Raw genomic sequence first — 25,126 nt, forward strand, 5'->3', positions numbered from 1 at the left:
TTCCCGGGCGACCGGGGACCGCCGTTTCGCTGCTCCCGACCGGTCCGACGCCATTCCCCATTTAACTCGACTGGGTTAATGTGCGGCCCTCTACTCCAGGGAGGGCTCTGCCATGACGTCATCCACCGCCCCCGGTACACCCGGCGCATCCGGTACGCCCGCCGCCCCCGGGCGTAGTCGGATCGCCGACCGCGGTCTGATGCCGGGGTCGCGACCGCTGCGCCGGTTGCCCGAGGGCGTCGACTCCGAGCCGTACACCCGGTTCGAACTCGTTCCGTACGGCGACCTGATCGGCGCCGAGATCCGCGGCGTCTCGCTCGCCGAACCGGTGGGCCCCGAACTGTTCGCCGAACTCGACCGCGCCCTCCTCGAATGGAAGGTGCTGTTCTTTCGGGACCAGCCGATCACCCCGGCGCAACACTGCGCCTTCGCCCGCCTCTGGGGCGAGTTGGAGGTGCACCCCTTCCTCGGTCAGGGGGACGTGCCCGAGGTGGTGCGATTCGCCAAGGACGCCGCCTCGGTGGGCGTGGAGAACATCTGGCACACCGACGTCACCTGGCGCGAACGGCCGGCGCTCGGCTCGGTGTTGCGCGCGATCGAGGTGCCCGAGCGGGGCGGTGACACGGTCTGGGCGGACATGGGCGCCGCCTACGACGCACTGCCGGCCCACCTGAAGGAGCGGGTGGCCGGTCTGACCGCCGTGCACGACTTCACCCTGGCCTTCGGGCACGGTCTCGACCCCGAGCAACTGGCGGCCAGGCGCCGCGAGTTCCCGCCGGTGGAGCACCCCGTGGTGCGCACCCACCCGGTGACCGGTCGGCGCACCCTGTTCGTCAACGGGATCTTCACCGACCACATCGTCGGACTGCCCGAGGCGGAGAGCGAGGAGCTGCTCGGGGTGCTGTTCCGGCAGGCGATGACGCCCGAGTACCAGGTCCGGCTGCGCTGGGCGCCGGACACGGTCGCCTTCTGGGACAACCGGGCCACCCAGCACTACGCGGTCAACGACTACCACCCGCACGTGCGGGTGATGGAGCGCGCGGCGATCCTGGGCGACCGGCCCTACTGACGCCCGGCCGTCCTGTCCGCGCCTGCCGGAACCTGCCGCCCCCACCGGCTCCGATGCAGGTCGGCCCCGTTCCAGGCCGGGAAAAAGTAACCATCTGTCCGCTTTCGATGACGCTTCGTGAAATTCGTGGCAGCATCGAAGCAGGCGGACAGAAGGCTCTCCGCCGCGCGGGACGCAGGGGGCGGCACCATGTTCTTCGTCGTGGGCATCCGGACCATCCGATCGGCGATCGGTGACGGCGAGTTCCACTGTCCGGCGTGCGGAGGCGATCGGCGCTTTCGCAAGGGCGGCGGTCGGCGTCGGCTCGTGTTGTTCGGCGTCGCGCTGATCCCGCTCGGGCGGGCCGGTTCCGGCGTCGAGTGCGCGGTGTGCTGTACCCGGCACGACGTCGCGGTCCTCGAGACGCCGACCGCCCGGGCGCTGACCCTGCTCCTGCGCGAGGCGGTGCGCACGCTGGTGGTGGCCGTGGTGGCCGCCGTCGACGACGAGCCGCAGGAGGGGGACGCGGTCCGCGCGGCGGCGGTCGAGGCGGTCCGGGCCGCGGGCATGCCGAGTTACGACGCGTGCGCGCTCGCCGTCGACGTCGGCGCGCACCTGGCCCAGGACACCGCGTGGGCGCTCGCCGAGATCGCCCCGCACCTCGCCGTCGCCGGGCGCGAGCACCTGGTCGGCGTCGCGGCCCGGGTGGCGCTGGCCTGCGGGGCGTACGACCCGGCGCATCGGGTGATCCTGTACCACGCCGGCGACCAGCTCGGGCTCGGCCGGGCCCGCGTCGACCACGTGCTCGCGGGCCCGTGACCCGCGGGCACGAGGGGACCGGCCGACGCGGCACGTCGGCCGCGCGCGGCACAATGGGAGCATGAGCCTCCTCCGTGACGAGGGTGTCGTGTTGCGAGCCCAGAAGTTGGGTGAGGCCGACCGCATCATCACCCTGTTGACCCGCGACCACGGGATAGTGCGCGCCGTGGCGCGCGGGGTGCGCAAGACCAAGTCCAAGTTCGGCGCCCGGGTGGAGCCGTTCGCGCACGTCGACGTGCAGTTCTTCACCCGGGGCAGCGACTTCCCCGGGCGCGGCCTGCCGATCATCACGCAGGCCGAGACCCTGGGCGCGTACGGCGGTCGGCTCGCGCTCGACTACGCCGCGTACACCTCGGGTACGGCGATCCTGGAGACCGCCGAGCGACTGACCGACCACGAGCGCGGCCAGCCCGCGCTGCAGCAATACCTGCTGCTGATCGGCGCGCTGCGCACGCTGGCCTCGGGCGCCCACGAGCCCGGTCTGGTCCTCGACGCGTTTTTGCTGCGCTCGCTCGCGGTGGCCGGCTACGCGCCGAGTTTCGCCGACTGCGCCCGCTGCGGCCTGGACGGACCGAACCGGTTCTTCACCGTCCAGGGCGGCGGGACGGTGTGCGGCGACTGCCGGCCGGCCGGATCCGTCGTACCCTCACCCGAGACCCTTTCCCTGCTCGGTGCGCTGTTGACCGGCGACTGGGGCCGAGCCGACGCGAGCGAGCCGCGGCACCGGCGCGAGGGCAGCGGCCTGGTGGCCGCGTATCTGCAATGGCACCTGGAGCGGGGTATCCGCTCGTTGAGATTGGTGGAGAGATCGTGAGTCAGTCGCGTGGCCGCTTCGGCCTGTTCCCCCGCCGTCGGCGGGCCGAGTCGGCGCCCGCCCGGGCCGCTCGCGAGCAGCGGCACTACCGCGACCCCAAGCCGCACGCCGAGGGCGCGCTGCCGCCGGACATCCCGGCCGATCTGGTGCCGAAACACGTCGCGCTGGTGATGGACGGCAACGGCCGCTGGGCCAAGGAGCGCGGCTTGGCCCGCACCGACGGGCACACCGCGGGCGAGGCGTCGTTGTTCGACGTGGTCGAGGGCGCCGCCCAGATCGGCGTCAAGTACGTCTCCGCGTACGCGTTCTCCACCGAGAACTGGAAGCGCTCGCCCGAGGAGGTGCGCTTCCTGATGGGCTTCAACATCGACACGATCCACCGCCGGATCGACGAGATGGACGAACTCGGCGTGCGGATCCGCTGGTGCGGCCGGCGGCCCCGGTTGTGGGCGAGCGTGATCAAGGAGTTGGAGATCGCCGAGGAGCGCACCAAGGACAACACCCGCCTGACCCTGGCGATGTGCATCAACTACGGCGGCCGGGCCGAGATCGCGGACGCCGCCGCGCTGATCGCCGAGGACGTCAAGGCGGGCCGGCTCGACCCGAAGAAGGTCGACGAGAAGACGTTCGCCAAGTATCTCGACGAGCCGGACATGCCGGATGTCGATCTGTTCATCCGCTCCTCCGGTGAGCAGCGCACCTCGAACTTCCTGCTGTGGCAGTCCGCCTACGCCGAGATGGTCTTCCTCGACGTGTTGTGGCCGGACTTCGACCGGCGGCACATGTGGCAGGCCTGCGAGACGTACGCGTCGCGCGACCGCCGCTACGGCGGCGCGCTGCCGAACGCGGTCGCCGAGCCGGAACCGGTGCCGTCGGGCTCCTGAGGCCGCCAAGGCCCGGGGGCCCGAAATGTCGGCTCTCGGTGGGCCGGCTCCCGAAGTCGCGGCTCCCGAAGCGTGAAAGCTTCGCAAAGCGGGGTGTGGAGCGAGCGGCGGCGCCGCGATCGATGCGAACATGACCATCATGTTCGAAAAGAGCGCGCCGCCGCGCCCCGCTGCCGCCGCTCGGGTGGCGCCCCCGCCACCCCGCGGCGCCGAGTCGCCGGCCGCGACCGCCGGGTCCGCGGCACACGGTCGCCCACCCGCCGAGCGGTGGCGGCCGGGCCAACTCGAATTCTTCGTACTCGCCCTGCTCGTGCTGCTGTTCGCGCAGCCGTGGATCGTGGACCGGCTCGGCACGCCCGCGGTGCAGACCTGGGCGACCGTGTTCGTGGCGATCTCCGTCCAGGCGCTGCCGTTCCTGGTCCTGGGCACCCTGCTGTCCGCCGCGATCACCGCGTTCGTACCACCCTCGGTGTTCACCAAGGTACTGCCCAAACGGCAATCCCTCGCAGTACCGGTCGCGGGCGCCGCCGGGGCGATCCTGCCGGGCTGCGAGTGCGCGTCGGTGCCGGTGGCCGGCGGACTCATGGCGCGCGGGGTCGCGCCCGCCGCGGCGCTGGCGTTCCTGCTGTCCTCGCCCGCGATCAACCCGATCGTGCTGACCGCGACCGCGGTCGCCTTCCCCAAGCAGCCCGAGATGGTGCTCGCCCGCTTCGTCGCCTCGCTCGGCACGGCGGTGTTGATGGGCTGGTTGTGGGCCCGGTTCGGCCGGCCCGAGTGGATCAAGCCCATGCGCCGTCCGCACGATCACGGCGGCAACGGCAAGTGGGAAAACTTCCGGCTCGCGCTCCAGCACGACTTCCTGCATGCGGGCGGCTTCCTGGTGATCGGCGCGATCACCGCCGCGACGCTCAACGTCACGGTGCCCAAGCACGTGATCGACGCGGTCTCCGGCTCGCCCTGGTTCGCGGTGCTCGCGCTGGCCTTCCTGGCCGTGGTGCTCGCGGTGTGCTCGGAGGCGGACGCGTTCGTGGCGGCGAGCCTGCTCGGCTTCTCGCCGACCGCGAAGCTGGCCTTCATGGTGGTCGGCCCGATGGTGGACGTGAAGTTGATCGCGCTCCAATCGGGCACCTTCGGGCGCGGATTCGCGGCCCGGTTCTCCTCGGCGACGTTCGTGGTGGCGATCGTCGCGAGCTACGTCGTCGGATGGTGGTTGTTGTGAGGCGGGACGTCCAGGCGGTGTTGTTGATCCTGATCGGCGGTGCGTTGCTGCGGATCTCGTTGACCGACATGTACCTGCGCTACGTCAAGGACGGCCTGCGGCCCGCGCTGATCGCGGCGGGCGCGATCCTGCTCCTGGTCGGCCTGGTCTCGGCGGTCCGGGACGGGATCCAGCGGCGGGCGGTGGAGCCGGCGGCGGACGCCGGGCACGCACACGCGGCGGACGGGGAACCCCCGGCGGTCGACGACGCCGGACACGGGCACGACCACTCGGCGGGCCCGCGCGCGGCCTGGCTGCTGTGTCTGCCGGTGCTCGCGCTGTTCCTGATCGCACCGCCGGCGCTCGGGTCGTACACCGCCTCGCGCTCGGACAACGTGGTGGCGAAGCCGGCCGCCGCGAACAACGACGCCGGCTTTCCCGCGCTGCCGCCGGGGGACCCGCTGCCGATGACCCTGGCCGACTTCCTGATCCGCTCGGTGTGGGACACCGCCGCGCCGCTGAAGGACCGCGACGTCCAGCTCACCGGCTTCGTCACACCCGGCAAGAGCGCGGGCACCTGGTACGTGACCCGGATGGTGATCAGCTGCTGTGCGGCGGACGCGTTCGCACGCAAGATCGAGGTGCACGGCGTCGCGGCCCCGCCGACCGACTCGTGGGTGACCGTCACCGGCCGCTGGCTGCCCAACGGCCAGGTCCAGGCCGACGACGCGATGCCGGCCCTGACCGCGACCAAGGTCGATCGGGTGCCGACGCCGAAGGAGCCGTACGAATAGGCACATGGTGCCGATTGGCCGCGTTGTGACGATGTCACCGTCCGGTCACCGCCGCGTTCGTGTCCTGCGAGCGCGGCGGTGCAGCAAGATCCGTTCCCCTAGCGTGAGTTCACGGACGGATCGCCTGGGGAGGACGATCCGCCGAACCATCGGGGGGAATCGTCATGGGATGGGGAATTCGTCGTGCCGTCGTCGCGGCGGCCGTTGTGGGCGCACTCGTATCGGGTGCCACCGCGTGCCAGAAGGAGGACCGGGGAGCGGACGCCGACCGGAAGGGACAGACGAGCGAGCCGGTCGGGACCGCCGACGCGGACGGCAAGGCCGGCGACGGGGACCTCCGGGTCAAGGGCGTGTTCCTGACCGTCACGCCCGGCACGCTGGCCGGCGTCCGGTGCCGGACCGCGTTCATGGAGACGTACATCGGCACGATCACCTTCGCCGACGGACACCGGGGCGGCCGGATCACCATCTCCTACGGCGGATCCTCCGGCGGCATGAAGCAGGAGGAGATCGACGTGCCCGCGGGTAAGAAGTCGATCACCAAGACGTTCGCCTACTCGGAGTTCCTGTCCGGCGGCTCGATCGCGGCCGGGCAGCTCAACGTGCTGAAGCCGAATGCGGTCGGCTCGGCCACGGTGCGGCCCACGGGCACGTGCTCGGAGGGCGGGACGTGGGGCGGCACCACGACCGGCGCGACCGGGGGCGGCAGCTGGTAGGCGACGCCGACGCCGACACGGGCGAGGTCAGCCCGGCGTGCCGGCGCACTGGGCGCACGTGCCGAAGATCTCCAGTTCGTGGGAGACGTCGCCGAAACCGTGTTCGGCGGCGATCCGGTTCGCCCAGCGCTCGACCGCCGGGCCCTCGACCTCGACGGTGCGGCCGCAGGAGCGGCAGACCAGGTGATGGTGGTGCCCACGGCTACATCGACGGTAGACCGACTCGCCGTCCTGGGTGCGCAGGACGTCGACCTCGTCCGCGTCCGCCAGAGCCTGGAGGGTGCGGTACACCGTGGTCAGACCGACCGCCTCGCCGCGCTGCTTGAGCAGGTCGTGCAGATCCTGCGCACTGCGGAAGTCCTCGATCTCGTCGAGGAGCGCGGAGACGGCGGCACGCTGCCGAGTGGACCGACCCCGAACCGGGCTCGTGCCGTGGGCGGTGGTCACCTGGGTGCCTCCTCGATGGGTGCGGGCCGGACGACGACGCCGGGTGCCTGCCCCGCCATTGTGCCGGCGCCGGGGGCCTGCGCGTCCACACGCACGTCGTCGATCCGAGGCGCGTCCACCTCCCCCGCCGCCGCCTCCGCGCGTCGGGCCCGGCGCCGATTCAACGGCGTCGCGAGCACTCCCACCAGAACGAACAGCCCGATCGCGAGCAACACGATGGTGGCCCCGGGCGGCGCGTCGACGTAGTACGTCAGCGCGGTGCCGGAGACCGAGACCAGCACGCCGACCACGATCGCGAGCGCCGCGGTCATCGAGAACGTGCGGGAGACCTGCTGCGCGACCGCGACCGGGACCACCATCAGTGCACTGACCAGAAGCAGGCCCACCACCCGCATCGCGACCGTGACGGTGACCGCGGCGGTGACCGCGAGCAGCAGGTTCAGCGCGCGCACCGGCAGCCCGGTGACCCGGGCGAAGTCCTCGTCCTGGCACACGGTGAACAGCGCGCGACGCAGTCCGAGGGTGACCGCGAGCACGGCCGCGGCCAGGATCGTGATCACCCGGATGTCCTCGGGCGAGACCGAGGTCAGCGAGCCGAACAGGTACGACTGGAGATTGGCGTTCGAGCCCTCGGGGGCCAGGTTGATCAGCATCACCCCGCCCGCGATGCCGCCGTAGAACAGCACCGAGAGCGCGACGTCGCCGCTGACCCGGCTGCGTTCGCGGATCAGTTCGATCAACACCGCACCGACCGACGCGGTGAGCACCGCGGTGAGCACAGGGGAGGTGCTGAGGAGAAAGCCGAGACCCACGCCGGTGAGCGCGACGTGCCCGATGCCGTCGCCCATGAACGCCTGCCGGCGCTGCACGAGGTATACGCCGACGGCGGGCGCGGTCATGCCCACGAGCAGGGCCGCGAGCAGCGCGCGCTGCATGAAGGGGAAGTCCAGGATCGTCACGAGAGCAGTCCCATCCCGGCGTGGCGCGCGGTGTGATCGTCGTGCGGATGTACGTGGTCGTGGCCGGGCAGCGCGTGCTGGCCGACCGCGCGCGGCGGCGGTCCGTCGTGGCACACGCAGCCCTCGCGCAGCACCACCGCGCGGTCGATCAGCGGCTCCAGCGGGCCGAGTTCGTGCAGGACGAGCAGCACCGCCCGGCCCTGCTCCTGCTGGCCGCGCAGGGTGCCGGCCAGCACCTCCTGGCTGCGCAGGTCCACGCCGGCCATCGGCTCGTCCATGATCAGCAGGTCGGGGCGGCGGGCCAGGGCGCGGGCGATCAGCACCCGCTGTTGCTGGCCGCCGGACAGGTGGGCGATGCCGTCGCGGGCGCGGTCGCGCATGCCGACCGCGTCGAGCGCCGCGTCCACCGCGGCCCGCCCCTCGCGGCCCGGCCCGAACAGCCGGCGGCCGTCGAGCAGACCCGAGGTGACCACCTCGCGCACGCTCGCGGGCACACCCGCCGCGGCCGTGGTGCGCTGCGGTACGTAGCCGATCCGGGACCAGTCGCGAAAACGCGCGAACGGGGTGCCGAACAGCTCGATCGTGCCGCCGGTGAGCGGGACCAGGCCGACCAGGGAGCGCACCAGCGTGGACTTGCCCGAGCCGTTGGCGCCGAGCAGCGCGACCACCTCGCCGGGGCGCACGGTCAGGTCCACTCCGCGCAGCACCGGTCGGCCGCCGAGGGACGCGGTGCCGCCGGTCAACCGGGCGACCGGGGTCCGAGAATCCGTCATGAGCAGCCCAGCCCCTTCCGCAGCGCGTCCAGGTTGGCGCGCATCACCGAGAAGTAATCGTCGTGCGCCTCGTCTTTTATGCCCTCGAGCGGATCCAGGACCGCGGTCTGCACGTGCAGGTCCTCGGCGAGCGTCTTGGCGGTCTTGGGCTCGGCCAGGGTCTCGAAGAAGATCGTGGTCACCCCCCGGTCCCGGGCCAGACGCTGGATGTCGGCCCGCCGGGCGGGGGAGGGCTCCGACTCCGGGTTGACGCCGTTCACCCCGATCTGGTTCAGGTGGTAACGCTCCGCGACGTAGCCGAAGGCGGCGTGGCTGGTCACCACGTCCCTGCGGGCGCAGGTGGTCAGGCCGGCGGTGAACTCGGCGTCGAGGGTCTTCAGCCGGGTCACCAGCGCCGCGGCGCGTTCGCGGTAGTCGGCCGCGTTGGCCGGGTCGGCGCCGGCGAGCGATTCGCCCACACCGGTCGCGATCGCGGACAGCCGGATCGGGTCGAGCCACACGTGCGGGTCGCCGTGTTCGGCGTCGGCGTGGTCGTGGCCCGCGTGCTCGTCCTCGGCGCCCTGTACCTCGGTGCCGTGCTCCTCCAGCGGTGCGAACCGGCTCGCCTCGGCGATGTGCTTCGGCTTGTTCTGCGAGATCGCCTTGTCCACGGCGGGCTGCAGGCCCTTGAGATAGACCACCAGATCGGCCTGCGAGACGGCGCCGACCTGCTTGGGGGTCAGCTCCAGGTCGTGCGGCTCGGCCCCGGCCTTGGTCAGGTTGGTCACCTTCACATGCGGGCCGCCGACCTGCTGTGCGACGAATTTCATCGGGTAGAACGCGGCGATCACCCGCACCTTCGCACCCGCCCCGGTGTCCGCCTTCGCGTCGTCGGTGCCGGCGCATCCGGAGAGCAGCAGCGCGGATGCGGCGGCGGTCGCGAGCAGGGCGACCGGGGCGGAGCGGCATATCTTCATGACAATGATTCTCAACTAGAATGACAATCGTTGTCAATAATACGGGTTTGGGCCAACCGTGGCGGACCCGGGCCGGCAGTTATCGATTTACGGGGGTGACCAGCGCGCCGGTAGCCTGTGCCGACACTGTCACTGCCCGCATCGTCGCACCGAAGAGAGCATTGTGGCCGCCGACAAGATCGACACCATCGTCAGCCTGAGCAAGCGCCGAGGCTTCGTTTACCCCTGTAGTGAGATCTACGGCGGCCAGCGGGCCGCCTGGGACTACGGTCCCCTCGGCGTGGAGCTCAAGGAGAACATCAAGCGCCAGTGGTGGCGCACGATGGTCACCTCGCGTGACGACATCGTCGGTTTGGACTCCTCGGTCATCCTCGCCCGCGAGGTGTGGGAGGCGTCCGGTCACGTCGAGGCGTTCGTCGACCCGCTGACCGAGTGCACCTCGTGCCACAAGCGCTACCGCGCCGACCACCTCGAAGAGGCGTACGAGGCCAAGCGCGGCCGGCTGCCGGAGAACGGCCTCGCCGACATCACCTGTCCCAACTGCGGGAACAAGGGCACCTTCACCGAGCCCAAGATGTTCAACGGTCTGCTGCAGACCTTCCTCGGCCCCACCCAGGACGAGTCCGGCCGCGCCTACCTGCGCCCGGAGACCGCCCAGGGCATCTTCGTCAACTACAAGGCCGTCGAGCAGACCTCGCGCAAGAAGCCGCCGTTCGGCATCGCCCAGACCGGCAAGAGCTTCCGCAACGAGATCACGCCGGGCAACTTCATCTTCCGCACGCGCGAGTTCGAGCAGATGGAGATGGAGTTCTTCGTCAAGCCGGGCGAGGACGAGCACTGGCAGGAATACTGGATGCAGCAGCGCTGGGACTGGTACATCGGTCTCGGCCTGAACCCGGACAACATGCGCTTCTTCGAGCACCCGAAGGAGAAGTTGTCGCACTACTCGAAGCGCACCGTCGACATCGAGTACCGCTTCAACTTCGGCGGCACCGAGTTCTCCGAGCTGGAGGGCATCGCCAACCGCACGGACTACGACCTGCGCACCCACTCGGAGAAGTCCGGCACCGACCTGTCGTACTTCGACCAGGACGCCAACGAGCGCTGGTTCCCGTACGTCATCGAGCCCGCCGCGGGCCTGAACCGGGCGATGCTCGCGTTCCTGCTCGACGCCTACTTCGAGGACGAGGCGCCGAACGCCAAGGGCAAGCTGGAAAAGCGCACCGTGCTGCGGCTCGACCCGCGCCTGGCGCCGGTCAAGGCGGCCATCCTGCCGCTGTCGCGCAACGCCGACCTGTCGCCGAAGGCCCGGAGCCTGGCCGCCGACCTGCGGCAATACTGGAACTGCGACTTCGACGACGCCGGTGCGATCGGCCGTCGCTACCGCCGCCAGGACGAGATCGGCACGCCGTTCTGCATCACCGTCGACTTCGACACGCTCGAGGACAACGCGGTGACCGTGCGCTCGCGCGACACGATGCAGCAGGAGCGGGTGTCGCTCGACCAGGTCGTGGGCTATCTCGCGGCACGCCTGCCGGGCTGCTGACCCGAAACCGGCCGTGGGCCGGGTGAACGCCGTGAGGGGCGCCGTCTCGGACGGCGCCCCTCACGTGTGTCCCGGGCCGGATCGGAACTACTTGAAGACGCCCGCCACGATGCGGTCGGCCATCCGGAAGTTCAGGTCGTTCAGTACGTTGCCCGCGGCCTTCGAGGCGTCCTCGCCCTGGCCCTTCATCGGCCCGCCGTCGGCCCGGCCGATGTCCAGGATCAGGACGTAGTGCCCGGTCGTGGTGGCGATCGCCGCGTGCTCGGAGCCGTCCTTGAAGGTGACCCCGCTCGACGCCGGCGGCTGGAGCCAGGCGATCGGGGAGTTGGACAGCGCGATCGTGCCCAGCCCCTTCTTCACCGCCTCGGCCTTCTCCTTGTTCGGCATCGAGATCAGCGACAGCGTCACCGCGTACTTCCCGGCCGAGTCCTTGTACGACCCGCGCAGCACACCCACGCAACCGTTCTGGGTGACCGCCGAGCCGCCGGCCGTGATCACCTTCGAGCAGTCCTTGGCCGCCGAGTCGTCGCTGCTCAGCTGCCGATACTTCGCGCCGGTGCGGCCCTGGAACTCGGCGGTGTCCTTGAAGAAGTAGTCGGTGGTGAAGGACAACTTGTCGGTCGACAGGTCGTCGATGGCCGAGTTGTTCGGCGGCGGCGCCGACTGGAACCCCTTGGGCTCGTCGGCGCTCGGCCCGGGCGAACCGCCGGTCGCGGGCAGCGAACCGCCGTTGACGGGGGCGGTCGGGGACGTCTGGGCGGCGGGCTTCTTGTCGTCGTCCTTGTCCTTGGACAGGAAGAAGAACGCCCCGCCGCCGATCACCGCGAGCGCCACCACCGCCGCCGCCGGCACCAGCCACTTCGGCCGGCCCGACGGCGGGGGCGGCGGCTGGCCGTAACCCTGGCCGTACTGCTGGGGGTAGGGCTGCTGTCCATACGGCTGTTGCCCATACGGTTGTTGTCCGTACGGCTGTTGCCCGTAGGCCGGTTGACCCTGGGGCTGTTGCCCGTGGGCCGACTGGCCGTTGTTCGGTTGTCCGTACGGCTGTTGCCCGTGGCCGTAGCCGGGCCCGTTCGGGGGCTGCGGGGGCGGGAAGGCACTCATGTGCGGAGGTTAGTTCATCCGGACGACGGCGCAGGAGCGGATTCCGACACCGCGTGATCGTGCCCTCCGGCCGATGTGGTCGAGCCGATCGAGCCGGGCGAAGTGCCGGCCCCGGCCGCGTCGGCCAGCCGGGCGCGGGCCGCCATCAGCGCGAAGCCGAGCAGGTTCAGCCCGCGCCAGCGCTCGGGGTCGCCCGCCCGCTCGTCGTCGGCGGCCAGCCCGATGCCCCAGATCCGGTCCAGCGGACTGGCCTCGACCAGGATCCGCCGCCCGGTGCCCAGCAAAAAGGTGCCCATGTCCGGGTGCTGCCCGAACTTGGCCACGTTGCCGCGCACGATCAGCTCGAACCGCTCCTCCACCCACCGCTGCTCGTCGAAGCCGCGCACCTGGCGCCCGATCGTCTTGGCCGTCTTGGGGTGATCGGCCGCCAGCACCCGGCGCTCCGCGTCGGCGTCGGCGAACATCCGGGCCTTGCCGGCCATCATCCAGTGCTCGGCGGTGCGATAGGTGATCCCGTCCACCTCGAACGGCGACGGATACCACTGACTCAGACAGCTCGCGTCCACGCCCCGGATCGGCTCGCGGTGCCCCCAGAAGTAGACGTACTTCAGCCGGGGCTGCCGCCGGGCCCGCAGGATCAGGGACGCGACATCGAGCGGCTCACGGTCGGACTCGGCGGCGGACCCGGCGGACGCCGGCAGGGAATCGGAGGTCATGCCGGCGATGCTGCCAGGACCCGGCGACACCCGGAAACCACTTTTCCCGGTGGGGGACAATGGATCGGATCCATCCCCGCACCCCTCCTGGAGCACCGTCCATGGCACCCGCCGACGCACCCACGCCCGACGCCACCGGCAGCCCGTGGCCGCCGCTGCGCCTGGGCGCCTTCGGCGGCGCGCGGATTCGGCCGCCCGTGGTGCTGGCTCCCATGGCCGGCATCACCAACGCGCCGTTTCGCACGTTGTGCCAGGAGCAGGCCGAGGCGGCCACCACCGCGCGCCCGGCCGGGTTGTACGTCAGCGAGATGATCACCACCCGCGCGCTGGTCGAGCGGGACGCCAAGACGCTGCGGCTGATCCGCTTCGCCGAGACCGAGCGCCCGCGCAGCATCCAGCTGTACGGGGTCGACCCGCACATCGTCGGCCGTGCGGTCGCGATGATCGTGGACGAGGGCCTGGCCGACCACATCGACCTCAACTTCGGCTGCCCGGTGCCCAAGGTGACCCGCAAGGGCGGCGGTTCCGCGCTGCCCTACAAGCGCAACCTGCTGCGCGACATCCTGCGCTCGGCGGTCAAGAACGCGCGGGGCGTGCCGGTCACCATCAAGATGCGCAAGGGCATCGACGACGACCACCTGACCTACCTCGACGCGGGCCGAATCGCCGTGGACGAGGGCGTCACCTGGGTCGCCCTGCACGGCCGCACCGCCGAGCAGCACTACGGCGGGACCGCCGACTGGTCCGCCATCGCGCGGCTGAAGGAGGTCGTCACCGACATCCCGGTGCTCGGCAACGGCGACATCTGGGACGCCGAGGACGCGCTGCGGATGATGCGCGAGACCGGCTGCGACGGCGTCGTGGTCGGCCGCGGCTGCCTGGGCCGCCCGTGGTTGTTCCGCGATCTGGTCTCCGCCTTCGAGGGCAGCGCCGACCGGGCCCGGCCGACCCTGGGCGAGGTCACCACGATCATGCGCCGGCACGCGGTGCTGCTCGCCGAGTGGATCGGCGACGAGACCCACGGCGTCACCGACCTGCGCAAGCACGTCGCCTGGTACATGAAGGGCTTCGCGGTCGGCGGCACCATCCGCCGCGGCCTGGCCACCGCGAGCAGCCTGGCCGAACTCGACGACTGGTTCGGGCAGCTCGACCTGGACCAGCCGTGGCCGATCGGCGCCGACGGCCCGCGCGGGCGCACCGCGGGCGGCAAGCGCGTCGTGCTGCCCGAGGGCTGGCTCGACGACCCCGAGTGCGCGCTGCCCCCGGTCGACGCCGAACTGGACCACTCCGGCGGCTGACCAGGGAATTGGTCAAGCTCCCCGATGACACGCACGGTGACGTCGTAGAGTGAGGGAATGCCCAAGATTCGAGCCTCCTCCGTCGCCGAGCACCGTGCGATGCAGCACGCCGCGCTGCTCGACGCCGCCCGGAGCCTGCTCGACGAGGGCGGCTTCGCCGCGCTCACCTTCCCCGCCTTGGCCGAACGCACCGGCCTGGCCCGCTCCTCGCTCTACGAATACTTCGCCTCGCGCGCGGCCGTGGTCGAGGAGCTGTGCGCCGTCGACCTGCCGGCGTGGGTGGCCGAGGTCGAGGACGCGATGGGCGCGACCGACGACCCGGCGCACAAGATCGCGGCCTACGTCGAGCGCCAGTTGGAACTGGTCGGTGATCGTCGTCATCGCGTCGTCGTCGCGATCTCCACCGGCGAGCTCGACGCGAACGCGCGCGAACGCATCCGGGCCGCCCACGGGCGGATCGTCGAACTGGTGGTGGACGCGCTGTCCGCGCTCGGCCACCGGGACCCGATGCTGGTCGCCACGCTGGTCCAGGGCATGGTCGACGCGGCGGTCCGGCGGATCGAGTGCGGCGCCGACCCCGCCGAGGCCGCGTCCGCCACCCTGGCCCTGGTGCTCGGCGGCGTCGCCCGGGTCGCATAGCCCGCCGAACCCGACGGGCCCGAGCCCGGGCGGTTCGGGTACAACCGCACCCGCGCCCGACGCAGCAGCGTGAGCGGGTCGTGATACCCCGGCACCAGCAACCCCCAGTGCAGACACGGCACCGGCAGATGGAACGGCCCCGGCGCCAGCACCCCGATCGGTTCGCCCGCCGCGACCACCCGACCCGCCGCCACCGACGCGAGCACCGGCTCGTAGGTGGTGCGCACATCGCCGTGCCGCACGGTGACCACCCCGCGCCCGGCCACAGCGCCGGCGAAGACCACCACCCCCGCGCCCGCCGCGCGCACCGACTGGCCCACCGTCGCGGCCAGATCCACCCCGCGATGCCCGGCCAGCCACGCCGCCGCCGGCGGCTCGAACCCGCGCAGCACCACCGGCCGGGGATCCAGCGGCCACACCCAGCGCCGCACCTCCGGAGCGGCCCGCGCCGCCCCCGACGCGAGCGGCGCCGGGGAGGCGAGGGGCGATGCGACCGTCGACACCACGGCGGTGAGCAACAGCAGACCCATCACGGCGGGTCCACGAACCGACCTCGAATCGTTCATGCGCCCAGACTCACCGCCCGCGCCCGCCACACGCGCCGATCCGCGTCGGCCTGTGGACAAACAGCCGCCCCGTGCGTGTAGACAACTTTTTCGTCCACAAGCGGTCGCCGATCGTCGAAGTGCGATACGCCGCGAAAAGCCGGCATACAAGCGGACGAGGCGGCAGAAAAGGGTGGCCGGAAGGCGAGTCGCCCGGCCGCGTACCGGTCCCGTACACTTCCCGGAGCGGCCCGGCCTTCCGGGTCGACTTCGCGCGCCCACCTTCGAGCCGCCGACGTCCCGCATGGCGAGACGCCAGTGAGCGGGACTCGATGGGGACACCTCTCGGTCCGGGAATCCGCAAGGACCTCGGCGTGGTGTCGCGGGCGCCAGGCGTGACGGCGACCCGTCGTCACGACACAACCGAGAGTCCCGGGCTCGATCGCCGGGACGAGAGTCCAAGGAGCGTACGGCCATGGCCGTCGTCACGATGCGGGAGCTGCTGGAAAGCGGCGTCCACTTCGGTCACCAGACCCGCCGCTGGAACCCGAAGATGAAGCGCTTCATCTTCACGGAGCGCAACGGCATCTACATCATCGACCTGCTCCAGTCGCTGTCGTACATCGACCGCGCCTACGAGTTCGTCAAGGAGACCGTCGCCCACGGCGGCACGATCCTGTTCGTCGGCACCAAGAAGCAGGCGCAGGAGGCGATCGCCGAGCAGGCGACGCGCGTGGGCATGCCCTACGTCAACCAGCGCTGGCTCGGCGGCATGCTGACCAACTTCTCGACCGTCTACAAGCGCCTCCAGCGCCTGAAGGAGCTCGAGCAGCTGGACTTCGACGACGTGGCCGGCTCGGGCATGACGAAGAAGGAACTGCTCGTCCTCAAGCGCGAGAAGGACAAGCTGTCGAAGACCCTCGGCGGCATCCGCGACATGCAGCGCGTGCCCTCGGCCGTGTGGATCGTGGACACCAAGAAGGAGCACATCGGCGTCGGCGAGGCCCGGAAGCTGCACATCCCGGTCGTCGCGATCCTCGACACCAACTGTGACCCCGACGAGGTCGACTACAAGATCCCGGGCAACGACGACGCGATCCGCTCGGTCACGCTGCTCACCCGCGTGATCGCCGACGCCGTCGCCGACGGTCTCATGTCGCGTGCCGGTGGCGCCGCCGCCGACACCAAGGCCACCGCCGGCGAGCCCCTCGCCGACTGGGAGCGCGAGCTGCTCGAGGCGGGCAAGAAGGACGAGGCCGCCGAGGCCGCCCCCGCCGCCGAAGAGGTCGTCGAGTCCGGCTCGGTCACCGAGGCCGACGTCGCGGCCGAGCCCGTCGAGGCGCCGGCCGTCGAGGCCGCCGCTGCCGAGGCGCCGGCCGCCGAGGCCGACCCGCAGGCCTGACCCTGGAACGAGGGGTACGACGGCCAGGCCGGCGTACCCCTCGCCCTGTGCCGGGACCCGATCACGGTGCGTACGCATCCCGTACGTCCCGTATGTGTCGGAATACCGCACGGACCCTTGACCTTCATCGGGTGGGGCGACACCCTCACCCGCAGTCGCTCGGGCAACCGGGCCGCTGACCGAGAGACGAGAGAATCAGGACATGGCGAACTTCTCCGCCGCGGACGTGAAGAAGCTCCGTGAGCTCACCGCCGCGGGCATGATGGACTGCAAGAAGGCCCTCGAAGAGGCCGAAGGCGACGTCGACAAGGCGGTCGAGATCCTTCGCGTCAAGGGCCAGAAGGGCGTCACCAAGCGCGAGGGCCGCTCGGCGTCCAACGGCGCCGTCGTCGCGCTGCTCGATGGCAACGCCTCCGGCGTCCTGGTCGAGCTCAAGTGCGAGACCGACTTCGTGGCCAAGAGCCCGAAGTTCATCGAGGCCGCCAACGCGATCGCCGCGCACGTCGCCAAGACCGCGCCCGCCGACATCGCCGCGCTGCTCGCGAGCGAGATCGAGGCCGGCAAGAGCGTCCAGCAGTTCGTGGACGACGCGAACGTCACGCTCGGCGAGAAGATCGTGCTCGACCGCTTCGCGCAGTACGCCGACGGTTTCGTCGCTGCGTACCTGCACAAGACCAGCCCCGACCTGCCCGCGCAGATCGGCGTGCTGATCGAGCTGGACGGCGCCAACGCCGAGGTGGCCAAGGACGTCGCGCAGCACATCGCCGCGTTCTCGCCCACCGTGCTCGCCCGCGAGGACGTGCCGGCCGAGACGGTCGAGACCGAGCGTCGTGTGGCCGAGGCCACCGCGCGCGAGGAGGGCAAGCCCGAGGCCGCCCTGTCCAAGATCGTCGAGGGCCGGGTGACCGGCTACTTCAAGGACAACGTGCTGCTCGACCAGGCGTTCGCCAAGGACAGCAAGAAGTCCGTGGGCAAGGTCCTGGACGAGGCCGGCGTCAAGGTCAAGCGCTTCACCCGCTTCAAGGTCGGCGTCTGATCGCCACTTGTGGCACCGCCCCGACCGGAAAGTGAACGCGGCCGGGGCATGTAGTAGGCATGAACGCAGTGAAAAGCAGTATGGCGAGGAGGCCGCAAGGCGTGGAGGGAACCGTGCAGGAAACCGAAACGAAGGCGGCCTCCTCGTCGTCCGCCGAGGGCGACGAGCCGAACCCCTACGCGCGCCGGGTGCTGCTCAAGCTCTCCGGTGAGGCGTTCGCGGGCGGCGGGGCCCTCGGTGTCGACCCCGACACCGTGCAGACCATCGCGCTCCAGATCGCCGACGTGGTCCGCCGCGGCACCCAGGTCGCCATCGTGATCGGCGGCGGCAACTTCTTCCGCGGCGCCGAGTTGCAGATTCGCGGCATGGACCGCGCCCGCTCGGACTACATGGGCATGCTCGGCACCGTGATGAACTGCCTGGCGCTCCAGGACTTCCTGGAGAAGCAGGGCATCGACACCCGCGTGCAGACCGCCATCACGATGGGTCAGGTCGCCGAGCCGTACATCCCGCGACGCGCCGTGCGACACCTGGAGAAGGGCCGCGTGGTCATCTTCGGCGCGGGTATGGGCATGCCCTACTTCTCCACCGACACCACGGCCGCCCAGCGTGCGCTCGAGATCGACGCGGTCGCGCTGCTCATGGCCAAGGGCGTCGACGGCGTATACGACTGCGACCCGAAGTCCAACCCGGACGCGGTCATGTTCGATCGTCTGGATCACGCCGAGGTGCTCGCCCGCGGGCTCAAGGTCGCGGACGCCACCGCGATCAGCCTGTGCATGGACAACGAACTGCCGATCGTCGTCTTCAACCTGCTCGTCGAGGGCAACATCGCCCGCGCCGTGCGGGGTGAGAAGATCGGCACCCTGGTCAGCCGTACCGACGGCTGATCGACGGCGACAGGACCGGGACAGGAGCCGACATGATCGACGAGATTCTCCTCGAGGCCGAGGAAAAGATGGAGAAGGCCGTCGTGGTCGCCAAGGACGACTTCGCGGCGATCCGCACGGGCCGGGCCACCCCGGCCATGTTCAACAAGATCCTCGTGGACTACTACGGCTCGCCGACCCCGGTGAACCAGCTCGCGTCGTTCACCACCCCCGAGCCGCGGATGGTCCTGGTGACCCCGTTCGACGGCGGTTCGAGGAACGCGATCGTCAAGGCGATCCGCGACTCCGACCTCGGGGTCAACCCGACGGATGACGGCAAGGTCATCCGGGTCGTCTTCCCGCAGCTCACCGAGGAACGCCGCAAGGAGTTCATCAAGGTGGCGCGGAGCAAGGGCGAGGACGCGAAGATCTCGCTGCGGTCGATCCGCCGCAAGGCCAAGGACACGCTCGACAAGCGGGTCAAGGACGGCGAGTCCGGCGAGGACGAGGTGCGTCGCGCCGAGAAGGAACTCGACGACACGACCCACAAGTACGTCGCGCAGATCGACGAGTTGCTCAAGCACAAGGAAGCCGAGCTGCTCGAAGTCTGATGAACGACTCGACCTGGGGCGGTACGCCGCCGGCCGATCCGCCCGCGGGAGCGCACCCCGATCTGCCGCCCGGCCACGACCCGTACGGGTCGTACGGCGCGTGGCCGGAGCAGGTCCCGGACGCGCCGAACGGTCAGGAACCGGCCCACTACGATGCGGCACGGTCCGGCGGCCACGGCGGCGGCGCCACTCGTGCGCAGCAGCACTTTCCCGCCGGCGTCGGGGTACGGACACAGGATGACCATACGCAGGTGCTCTCACCGATCGCGGGTCACGACCCGGACGACGGGTCGCAATCCGACGCGGGCGGGCGGTTCCACGAGGAGCCCGTTCGACGGGATCCGGCGTACGCCGAGGTGCCACGCGAGGGCCGCGGGGTGACCGGGGACCGACCCGCGAAACCGGTCGGCAAGGCCGGACGCAACCTGCCTCAGGCGATCGGCGTCGGCGCCGCCCTCGGCGGGGTGATCGTGGCCTCGCTGCTCACCGTCCAGGTGTTGTTCGTGGGCGTCGTGCTGCTCGCGGTCCTGGTCGGACTGTGGGAACTGGCGGGCGCTTTCGGCCGGGCCGAGGCGGTCGCCGACGCGGCCGGGCGGACCGCGCAGGGCGCCACCGTCGGGCGCGGTATCAAGATTCCGGTGATCCCGCTGGCGGTCGGCTCGGCGGCGATGTTGATCGCCGCCTACGCGCGCGGTGCGCAGGGGTTGGCCGTGGCGACCGCGCTGACCGCCGTGGCGGTGATGATCTGGCGGATGACCGAGGGCCCCGAGGACTTCCTGCGGGACATGACGGCGGGTGTGTTCACCGTCTTCTACCTGCCGTTCCTGGCCGGCTTCGCGGTGCTCATGCTGGGCGACGACGACGGCGCGAAGCGGGTGCTGACCTTCATCATCCTGGTGGTGTGCGCCGACACCGGCGCCTACGCGGCCGGGGTGATCTCCGGCGGCCGGCACAAGATGGCGCCCACGATCAGTCCCGGCAAGAGCTGGGAGGGCTTCGCCGGCGGCGTGATCCTGGCCGCCGCCGCGGGCGCGCTGTGCGTGGTGTCCATGCTGGACGGCGCGTGGTGGCAGGGCGCCGTGGTGGGCGTCGCGGCCGCGGCGGTGTCCGCGCTCGGCGACCTCGCCGAGTCGATGATCAAGCGCGACCTCAAGGTCAAGGACATGGGCAGTCTGCTGCCCGGTCACGGCGGCGTGATGGACCGCCTCGACTCGCTGCTCGCCGCCGCCCCGGTGGTGTGGCTGCTGCTCGCCGTATTCGTATGACCCGGACCTGATCCGGCCCTTTCCGGACAGGCCCGGCAGACGCACGGAGCGGGGCCGGGCGGGTCTTCGGAACCCGTCGGATCCGGCCCCGCCCGTACACCTGCGACACTGGACGAGCCATGCCCAAACCTGGAGAACTCACCTTCACCGCGCCGCCGCGTCGTTCGAAGCCGCCGCGCCACCTTGCCGACCTCACCCTCGCCGAGCGCCGCGAGGCGGTGGCCGAGCTGGGCGAGAAGCCGTTTCGCGCGGCCCAACTGTCCAAGCACTACTTCGGTCACCTCTCGGACGACCCCGAGCAGTGGACCGACATGCCCGCCGCGACCCGGGCCAGGCTCGCCGAGGCGCTGCTGCCCTCGCTGATGACCTCCGTACGGGACATCTCCTGCGACGACGGGGCCACCCGCAAGTCGTTGTGGAAGCTCTTCGACGGCACCCTCGTCGAGGCCGTCCTGATGCGCTACCCCGACCGGGTCACGATGTGCGTGTCCTCGCAGGCGGGCTGCGGGATGAACTGTCCGTTCTGCGCCACCGGCCAGGCGGGCCTGACCCGCAACCTGTCCACCGGCGAGATCGTCGAGCAGGTGCTCGCCGGCGCGCGGGCCCTCGCGCGCGGCGAGGTGCCCGGCGGTCCGGGCCGGGTCAGCAACATCGTCTTCATGGGGATGGGCGAGCCGCTGGCCAACTACAAGGCCGTGGTCGGCGCGGTGCGCCGGCTGGTCGACCCGAGCCCCGAGGGCCTGGGCATCTCCGCCCGCTCGGTGACCATGTCCACGGTCGGCCTGGTCCCGGCGATGTACAAGCTCGCCGAGGAGCGGATCCCGGTCACCCTCGCCCTGTCCCTGCACGCGCCGGACGACGAGCTGCGCAACACGCTCGTCCCGGTCAACACCCGCTGGGACGTGCGCGAGGTGCTGGACGCCGCCTGGCACTACGAGGGCGTCACCGGTCGCCGGGTCTCCATCGAGTACGCGCTGATCAAGGACATCAACGACCACGGCTGGCGAGCCGACCTGCTCGGGCGTCGGCTGAAGAACCACAACGCGCACGTCAACCTGATCCCGCTCAACCCCACCCCGGGCTCGAAGTGGACCGCCTCCACGGCCGAGCGCCAGGAGGAGTTCGTCCGGCTGCTGACCAAGCACGGCGTGCCGGTCACCGTCCGGGACACCCGGGGTCGCGACATCGACGGTGCGTGCGGGCAACTCGCCGCCGCCGAGGTCTGATTCCGCGGCGCGATCGGCGGGCGGCCCACGCCGGCCCGCCGATCGCCGGGGACACAGCCGGCAAGCGGGACAATCGGTGCAGGTCACGGGTGCGCGGCGCGGCGATATAGAACGGGTAACGAATCCTTATCGGATCCTTAGGCCGCACAGGGCAGACTGATCTCAGTGCCAGGCCGTCGGATCCTTTGATCCCCCCGTTCGAATGATCCGACGGTGGCACGCCCAAGCCGCCGGTCGAAGGGACACGATCCGGCGCACGGCTCGGGGTCGCGTGGCCCCCGAGACGAGAAGCACTTCGAGCCCGTCGCGGAAGGGGACGCCGCGCCGGGCTCGGAGTGTTTTCGCATGTCCGAGGGTCTCCCGCATCCGAGCGTTTTCCGATGGCCGGGGCTCAGGCCCGGCGGCGGCGCCGCCGGGGTCGTTCGTCGCGCAGGATCACCGCCGCCGCCGCGATCAGCGCGGCCACCAGCAGGCCGACCGCCCAGACCGTGCCGAGCAGCGCGGTGCGGGTGGAGACCGTCGGGAACGGATTGGCGCCCTCGTGCGCGGGCCAGGCCGCCAGTGCGCCGACGGTGATCGCCGTCGGCACGCAGACCAGAACCGGGACGGCGAGGGCGACCAGGGCCGCGCGGCGATCCGTCGGCGTGGCCGCGCCGATCGAGTGCAGGGTCCGTGAGGTCTCCCGGCGGGCCGGGCCGTACTCGACCACCACCGCGAACAACATCGCCGCCGCGCACAGCGAGACGGTGGCCACCGTCAGGAACAGCGGCGCGTCGGCCATCCGAACCGGCGTGCGCTCGCCCGCGAGCCGAGCGGTGGTGACCACCGCCAGCGCGATCGTGGTCAGTCCGAGCGGCAGCGCCAGGCCGTGCGCGGCGGCCTCCATCCGCCGGGCCGCGCACAACGTCCAGACCCGACCGGCCCGGGCCGCCCAGCCGCCGCCGAGCCGGGCCACCAACCACGGCACGGTCAGCGCGGCCCCGATCAGCACCGCGGCGTATCCGCCCACCGCCGCCGGCAGCGCGCCGTGCGGCAACTGTTCCGGACGGGCCGGGTCGGCGATCAAGTACTGCGCGAGCAGCCCGGCGAGCACCAGGAGCGGCCCGACGTACGGCGGCACCCGGGGCAACGACCGGGCCGACGGCCCCGGCACCGCGCTCGCCGCCGCGATCGCCGTGATCGTGGGCACCACCACGAGCAGCGCCGCCAGGCCCGGCCAGTGCACCTCGGCGCCCACCGCGAGCAGTCGGCGAACCGCGGGCGGGAGCGAATCCCGCACCGAGCGCAGCACCAGGTGTGCCTGCATCCCGGCGATCGTGCCGACCATGGCCGTGATCGCCGCCTCGGTCGCCACCGTCGCCCGGCCCGTTCCGGGCCCCGTTCCAGGCCCGGTCCCGTGCCCTGGGACCGGCGGCCCCTCGGTGACCTCGGCGTGCGCGTGCCGGGCCCGATCGGCCCGGTCGTGCCAGTGCAGGACCGCGAGCCGGGTGCCGACCGCGGTCAGCACCGCCACGGCGGCCAGCACCGGCAGCGCCGCGAGCAGCGGACCGGTCGGCGCCGGTGCCGCGCGCCCGCTCGGGCGGGCCCAGGCCAGCAGGCACAGCAGCACGATCGTGGCACTGCCCGCCAGCGCCGCGCCGGCCAGCACCCGCACCGCGTCGACCCGGGACGCGCCGTGCCACGCGTCGCGCATGACCCGTGCGTCGGCCTCGGACATCGGCCTACCACCCCTCCGCGCGCGGGTCGCGACGACCCTCGCGCAGGACCAGGCCGCGGTCCGCGTGCGCGGCCACCCGCCGATCGGCGGTGGCCAACACGAGGGTGATCCCGTGCGAGCGCACGGCGGAGACCAGGATCCGCATCAGATGGTCGAGTTCGGCGCCGGCCAGGCCGTGCGCCGGCTCGTCCGCGAAGACCACCGCCGGTCGGGTGACCAGCGCGCGGGCGACCGCCGCCCGACGCAGCAGCGCCGGTCCCAGGCCCGGCGGCCGGGACTCGGCGTGCTCGGTGACGTCGAGCCGATCCATCCAGTGCCGGGCGATCGCGAACGCCTCGGTGCGGCGCATGCGATCCAGCAGCAGCGGCAGCGCCACGTTCTCCGCGACGGTCAACTCCGGCAGCAGCCGGGTGCGGCCGTCGACCAGGCCGAAGTGCCGGCGCCGCAGCGCGATGCGGCCCTTCTCGTCGAGCACGTGCATCGGGCCGCTGTTGAACCAGACCTCGCCGGTGTCGGGGGCGACCACGCCGGACAGGCACGCGAGGAGCGCCGACTTGCCGGCGCCGTCAGGCCCGGTGATTGCGAACGTCTCGTCGGCGCGGACCGCGGCCGAGACGTCGCGCAGCAGCGTGCGCGACCCCTGGGTGAGGGTCAGTCCGTGAGCGCGCAGCACGTCGTTGTCGGGTGGGGCGCTCGGCGCGTCGGCGACGGCGCGCCGGTCGGCGGGTCTGGTCTCGCGGGACGACAGGGACATGGCACACCTCCCGCAGAGTTACGTTCGTTGCCACCCGTTCTCCTCCAACGAGCGTCGCGGCACGTGGTTTCGGCACGGGCGACAAACCCCCTCGGTCGGGGAGCCCTGTCGGCGGCGGGAGTTCGCACACATCATGATGAGGCGAACAGGTGTCTCGAACGCGTTCCGAACGGGGTGCACATGAACCGCCGACTCGATCTTCCAGATCTGCTCAATGCCCGCGACGTCGGCGACCTACCGCTGATCGGCGGCGGTGTCACTCGAACGGGGGTACTGATGCGGTCCGAGACCCCGGATCTGCTCACCCCCGAGGGGGTCGACCGATTGATCCACACCTATCGCGTGCGGCACGTGCTCGATCTGCGTTCGGACCACGAGGGGTTGCCCCCGACCGAGTGGGCGGGCGTGGTCCGGCACCGGCTGCCGCTGCTGGGTCGCCGCTCCGCGCTGGCCGCCGACCGGGCCGCGATCGGTGACGTGTCGGCCGGGCAGACCCAGGGCCTGGAGTTGGACGACGACATCGACCTGGGCAGCGTGGACGAGTTCGGGGCCGGGCTGCTCTACATGCGGATGGCGGAGCGCGGCGCCGAGTCCTACGTACGCTCGCTGGAGATCCTGGCCGGCGACGGCGGGGTGCCGGCGCTGGTGCACTGCACCGCCGGCAAGGACCGGACCGGGATCCTGGTCGCCCTGCTCCTGTCGGTCGCCGGGGTCGAGCGCGAGGCGATCATCGCCGACTACACCGAGACCGAGACGCATCTCGTGGAGATGTTCGAACGTATCGACCGATTGCCGCGCCAGCCCCGGATCGACCCGTCGCATCCGGTCGCGCCCGCGATGCGCGGTGCGGCGCGGGCGTCCATCGACACCTTCCTGCGGGTGCTGGAGGAGCGGCACGGCTCGGCGGCGGAGTTCCTGCTCAAGGCGGGTGCGGCGCCGGACCACCTGGAGTCCTGGCGCCGCACCATCCGAGGGGGGACGGGGTGACCG

At 71.4% G+C, this 25,126-nt stretch carries 25 protein-coding genes and 1 pseudogene; 17 read left to right on the forward strand and 9 right to left on the reverse strand.

The annotated features are described in order from the left end of the window. Positions 1–199 precede the first annotated feature (199 nt). The 7 genes from ACFXKZ_RS24130 to ACFXKZ_RS24160 all read left to right on the forward strand — a co-directional run bounded on the left by ACFXKZ_RS24130 (position 200) and on the right by ACFXKZ_RS24160 (position 6,273). Positions 200–1,069 (forward strand): TauD/TfdA dioxygenase family protein, encoded by an 870-nt coding sequence (locus ACFXKZ_RS24130; RefSeq protein ID WP_380003160.1) that lies wholly within the window; start codon positions 200–202, stop codon positions 1,067–1,069. Between the two features lie 126 nt (positions 1,070–1,195). Further along, positions 1,196–1,867, forward strand: a complete 672-nt coding sequence (locus tag ACFXKZ_RS24135; RefSeq protein WP_380003025.1) for a TerB family tellurite resistance protein — start codon at positions 1,196–1,198, stop codon at positions 1,865–1,867. Between the two features lie 61 nt (positions 1,868–1,928). After that, positions 1,929–2,681: a DNA repair protein RecO gene (recO, locus tag ACFXKZ_RS24140; RefSeq protein ID WP_380003026.1), complete on the forward strand. Its 753-nt coding sequence runs from the start codon at positions 1,929–1,931 to the stop codon at positions 2,679–2,681. A gap of 23 nt (positions 2,682–2,704) precedes the next feature. After that, positions 2,705–3,565, forward strand: a complete 861-nt coding sequence (locus ACFXKZ_RS24145; RefSeq protein ID WP_380003161.1) for an isoprenyl transferase — start codon at positions 2,705–2,707, stop codon at positions 3,563–3,565. A 130-nt stretch (positions 3,566–3,695) separates the two neighbouring features. Next, positions 3,696–4,784, forward strand: a complete 1,089-nt coding sequence (locus ACFXKZ_RS24150) for a permease (protein ID WP_380003027.1) — start codon at positions 3,696–3,698, stop codon at positions 4,782–4,784. Then, positions 4,781–5,557 carry a TIGR03943 family putative permease subunit gene (locus ACFXKZ_RS24155; protein ID WP_380003028.1) on the forward strand — a complete coding sequence of 259 codons (777 nt, stop codon included), beginning with the start codon at positions 4,781–4,783 and terminating at the stop codon, positions 5,555–5,557. The genes ACFXKZ_RS24150 and ACFXKZ_RS24155 overlap by 4 nt, the downstream gene beginning before the upstream one ends. 164 nt (positions 5,558–5,721) lie before the next feature. Beyond that, a complete protein-coding gene (locus ACFXKZ_RS24160) occupies positions 5,722–6,273 on the forward strand; it encodes a hypothetical protein (RefSeq protein WP_380003029.1) in 552 nt (183 codons plus the stop codon). A gap of 27 nt (positions 6,274–6,300) precedes the next feature. Here the strand turns inward: ACFXKZ_RS24160 and ACFXKZ_RS24165 are convergent, their stop codons facing one another. The 4 genes from ACFXKZ_RS24165 to ACFXKZ_RS24180 are packed head-to-tail and all read right to left on the reverse strand — an operon-like array spanning position 6,301 to position 9,408. Continuing rightward, a complete protein-coding gene (locus ACFXKZ_RS24165; RefSeq protein ID WP_078977389.1) occupies positions 6,301–6,720 on the reverse strand; it encodes a Fur family transcriptional regulator in 420 nt (139 codons plus the stop codon). Continuing rightward, positions 6,717–7,679 carry a metal ABC transporter permease gene (locus ACFXKZ_RS24170; protein WP_380003030.1) on the reverse strand — a complete coding sequence of 321 codons (963 nt, stop codon included), beginning with the start codon at positions 7,677–7,679 and terminating at the stop codon, positions 6,717–6,719. The genes ACFXKZ_RS24165 and ACFXKZ_RS24170 overlap by 4 nt, the downstream gene beginning before the upstream one ends. Next, the gene (locus tag ACFXKZ_RS24175; RefSeq protein ID WP_380003032.1) at positions 7,676–8,452 is read right to left on the reverse strand and encodes a metal ABC transporter ATP-binding protein; all 777 of its coding nucleotides are present in this window, start codon (positions 8,450–8,452) and stop codon (positions 7,676–7,678) included. The genes ACFXKZ_RS24170 and ACFXKZ_RS24175 overlap by 4 nt, the downstream gene beginning before the upstream one ends. After that, on the reverse strand, positions 8,449–9,408 hold the full coding sequence (locus tag ACFXKZ_RS24180) for a metal ABC transporter substrate-binding protein (protein WP_380003033.1): 960 nt from the start codon (positions 9,406–9,408) through the stop codon (positions 8,449–8,451). Before ACFXKZ_RS24180 ends, ACFXKZ_RS24175 begins: the two co-directional genes overlap by 4 nt. Positions 9,409–9,571: 163 nt before the next feature. Here ACFXKZ_RS24180 and ACFXKZ_RS24185 point away from each other — a divergent pair, with 163 nt between their 5' ends. Continuing rightward, complete coding sequence (locus ACFXKZ_RS24185; RefSeq protein WP_380003034.1) at positions 9,572–10,954, forward strand: glycine--tRNA ligase; 1,383 nt, start codon at positions 9,572–9,574, stop codon at positions 10,952–10,954. 87 nt (positions 10,955–11,041) lie between these two features. On the opposite strand, the gene ACFXKZ_RS24190 is transcribed toward ACFXKZ_RS24185, so the two are convergent. Together ACFXKZ_RS24190 and ACFXKZ_RS24195 are read right to left on the reverse strand one after the other, a co-directional pair. Beyond that, positions 11,042–12,058, reverse strand: a complete 1,017-nt coding sequence (locus ACFXKZ_RS24190; RefSeq protein ID WP_380003035.1) for a hypothetical protein — start codon at positions 12,056–12,058, stop codon at positions 11,042–11,044. Positions 12,059–12,072: 14 nt separating this feature from the next. Then, a complete protein-coding gene (locus ACFXKZ_RS24195) occupies positions 12,073–12,774 on the reverse strand; it encodes an NADAR family protein (RefSeq protein WP_380003036.1) in 702 nt (233 codons plus the stop codon). A gap of 101 nt (positions 12,775–12,875) precedes the next feature. Between ACFXKZ_RS24195 and dusB the strand changes: the two genes are divergently transcribed. Together dusB and ACFXKZ_RS24205 are read left to right on the forward strand one after the other, a co-directional pair. Then, positions 12,876–14,072, forward strand: a complete 1,197-nt coding sequence (dusB, locus tag ACFXKZ_RS24200; RefSeq protein WP_380003037.1) for a tRNA dihydrouridine synthase DusB — start codon at positions 12,876–12,878, stop codon at positions 14,070–14,072. Positions 14,073–14,129: 57 nt separating this feature from the next. Beyond that, complete coding sequence (locus ACFXKZ_RS24205) at positions 14,130–14,711, forward strand: TetR/AcrR family transcriptional regulator (RefSeq protein WP_380003038.1); 582 nt, start codon at positions 14,130–14,132, stop codon at positions 14,709–14,711. 110 nt (positions 14,712–14,821) lie between these two features. Here the strand turns inward: ACFXKZ_RS24205 and ACFXKZ_RS24210 are convergent. Then, positions 14,822–15,733 (reverse strand): annotated as a pseudogene (locus ACFXKZ_RS24210) (M23 family metallopeptidase); the annotation flags it as partial. On the opposite strand from ACFXKZ_RS24210, the gene rpsB reads away from it, so the two are divergent. The 6 genes from rpsB to rlmN all read left to right on the forward strand — a co-directional run bounded on the left by rpsB (position 15,732) and on the right by rlmN (position 21,665). After that, the gene (rpsB, locus tag ACFXKZ_RS24215) at positions 15,732–16,658 is read left to right on the forward strand and encodes a 30S ribosomal protein S2 (protein ID WP_380003039.1); all 927 of its coding nucleotides are present in this window, start codon (positions 15,732–15,734) and stop codon (positions 16,656–16,658) included. The pseudogene ACFXKZ_RS24210 and the gene rpsB overlap by 2 nt on opposite strands. 202 nt (positions 16,659–16,860) lie before the next feature. Further along, on the forward strand, positions 16,861–17,694 hold the full coding sequence (gene tsf / locus ACFXKZ_RS24220; RefSeq protein ID WP_380003040.1) for a translation elongation factor Ts: 834 nt from the start codon (positions 16,861–16,863) through the stop codon (positions 17,692–17,694). 80 nt (positions 17,695–17,774) lie between these two features. Further along, on the forward strand, positions 17,775–18,584 hold the full coding sequence (pyrH, locus tag ACFXKZ_RS24225) for a UMP kinase (RefSeq protein WP_078977400.1): 810 nt from the start codon (positions 17,775–17,777) through the stop codon (positions 18,582–18,584). Positions 18,585–18,616: 32 nt separating this feature from the next. Continuing rightward, entirely contained in the window at positions 18,617–19,174 is a 558-nt protein-coding gene (gene frr, locus ACFXKZ_RS24230) for a ribosome recycling factor (RefSeq protein ID WP_380003041.1), read from the forward strand. Then, positions 19,174–20,439: a phosphatidate cytidylyltransferase gene (locus ACFXKZ_RS24235; protein ID WP_380003042.1), complete on the forward strand. Its 1,266-nt coding sequence runs from the start codon at positions 19,174–19,176 to the stop codon at positions 20,437–20,439. The genes frr and ACFXKZ_RS24235 overlap by 1 nt, the downstream gene beginning before the upstream one ends. A 119-nt stretch (positions 20,440–20,558) precedes the next feature. Beyond that, the gene (gene rlmN, locus ACFXKZ_RS24240; RefSeq protein ID WP_380003043.1) at positions 20,559–21,665 is read left to right on the forward strand and encodes a 23S rRNA (adenine(2503)-C(2))-methyltransferase RlmN; all 1,107 of its coding nucleotides are present in this window, start codon (positions 20,559–20,561) and stop codon (positions 21,663–21,665) included. 391 nt (positions 21,666–22,056) lie between these two features. Here rlmN and ACFXKZ_RS24245 read toward each other — a convergent pair whose 3' ends face one another. Both ACFXKZ_RS24245 and ACFXKZ_RS24250 read right to left on the reverse strand, forming a co-directional pair. After that, a complete protein-coding gene (locus ACFXKZ_RS24245) occupies positions 22,057–23,382 on the reverse strand; it encodes a hypothetical protein (protein WP_380003044.1) in 1,326 nt (441 codons plus the stop codon). Between the two features lie 4 nt (positions 23,383–23,386). Beyond that, a complete protein-coding gene (locus tag ACFXKZ_RS24250) occupies positions 23,387–24,136 on the reverse strand; it encodes an ABC transporter ATP-binding protein (protein WP_380003046.1) in 750 nt (249 codons plus the stop codon). A gap of 180 nt (positions 24,137–24,316) precedes the next feature. On the opposite strand from ACFXKZ_RS24250, the gene ACFXKZ_RS24255 reads away from it, so the two are divergent. Then, positions 24,317–25,123 carry a tyrosine-protein phosphatase gene (locus ACFXKZ_RS24255; protein ID WP_380003047.1) on the forward strand — a complete coding sequence of 269 codons (807 nt, stop codon included), beginning with the start codon at positions 24,317–24,319 and terminating at the stop codon, positions 25,121–25,123. Positions 25,124–25,126 lie beyond the last annotated feature (3 nt).

The organism is Embleya sp. NPDC059237 (assembly GCF_042754105.1).
Taxonomy (GTDB): domain Bacteria; phylum Actinomycetota; class Actinomycetes; order Streptomycetales; family Streptomycetaceae; genus Embleya.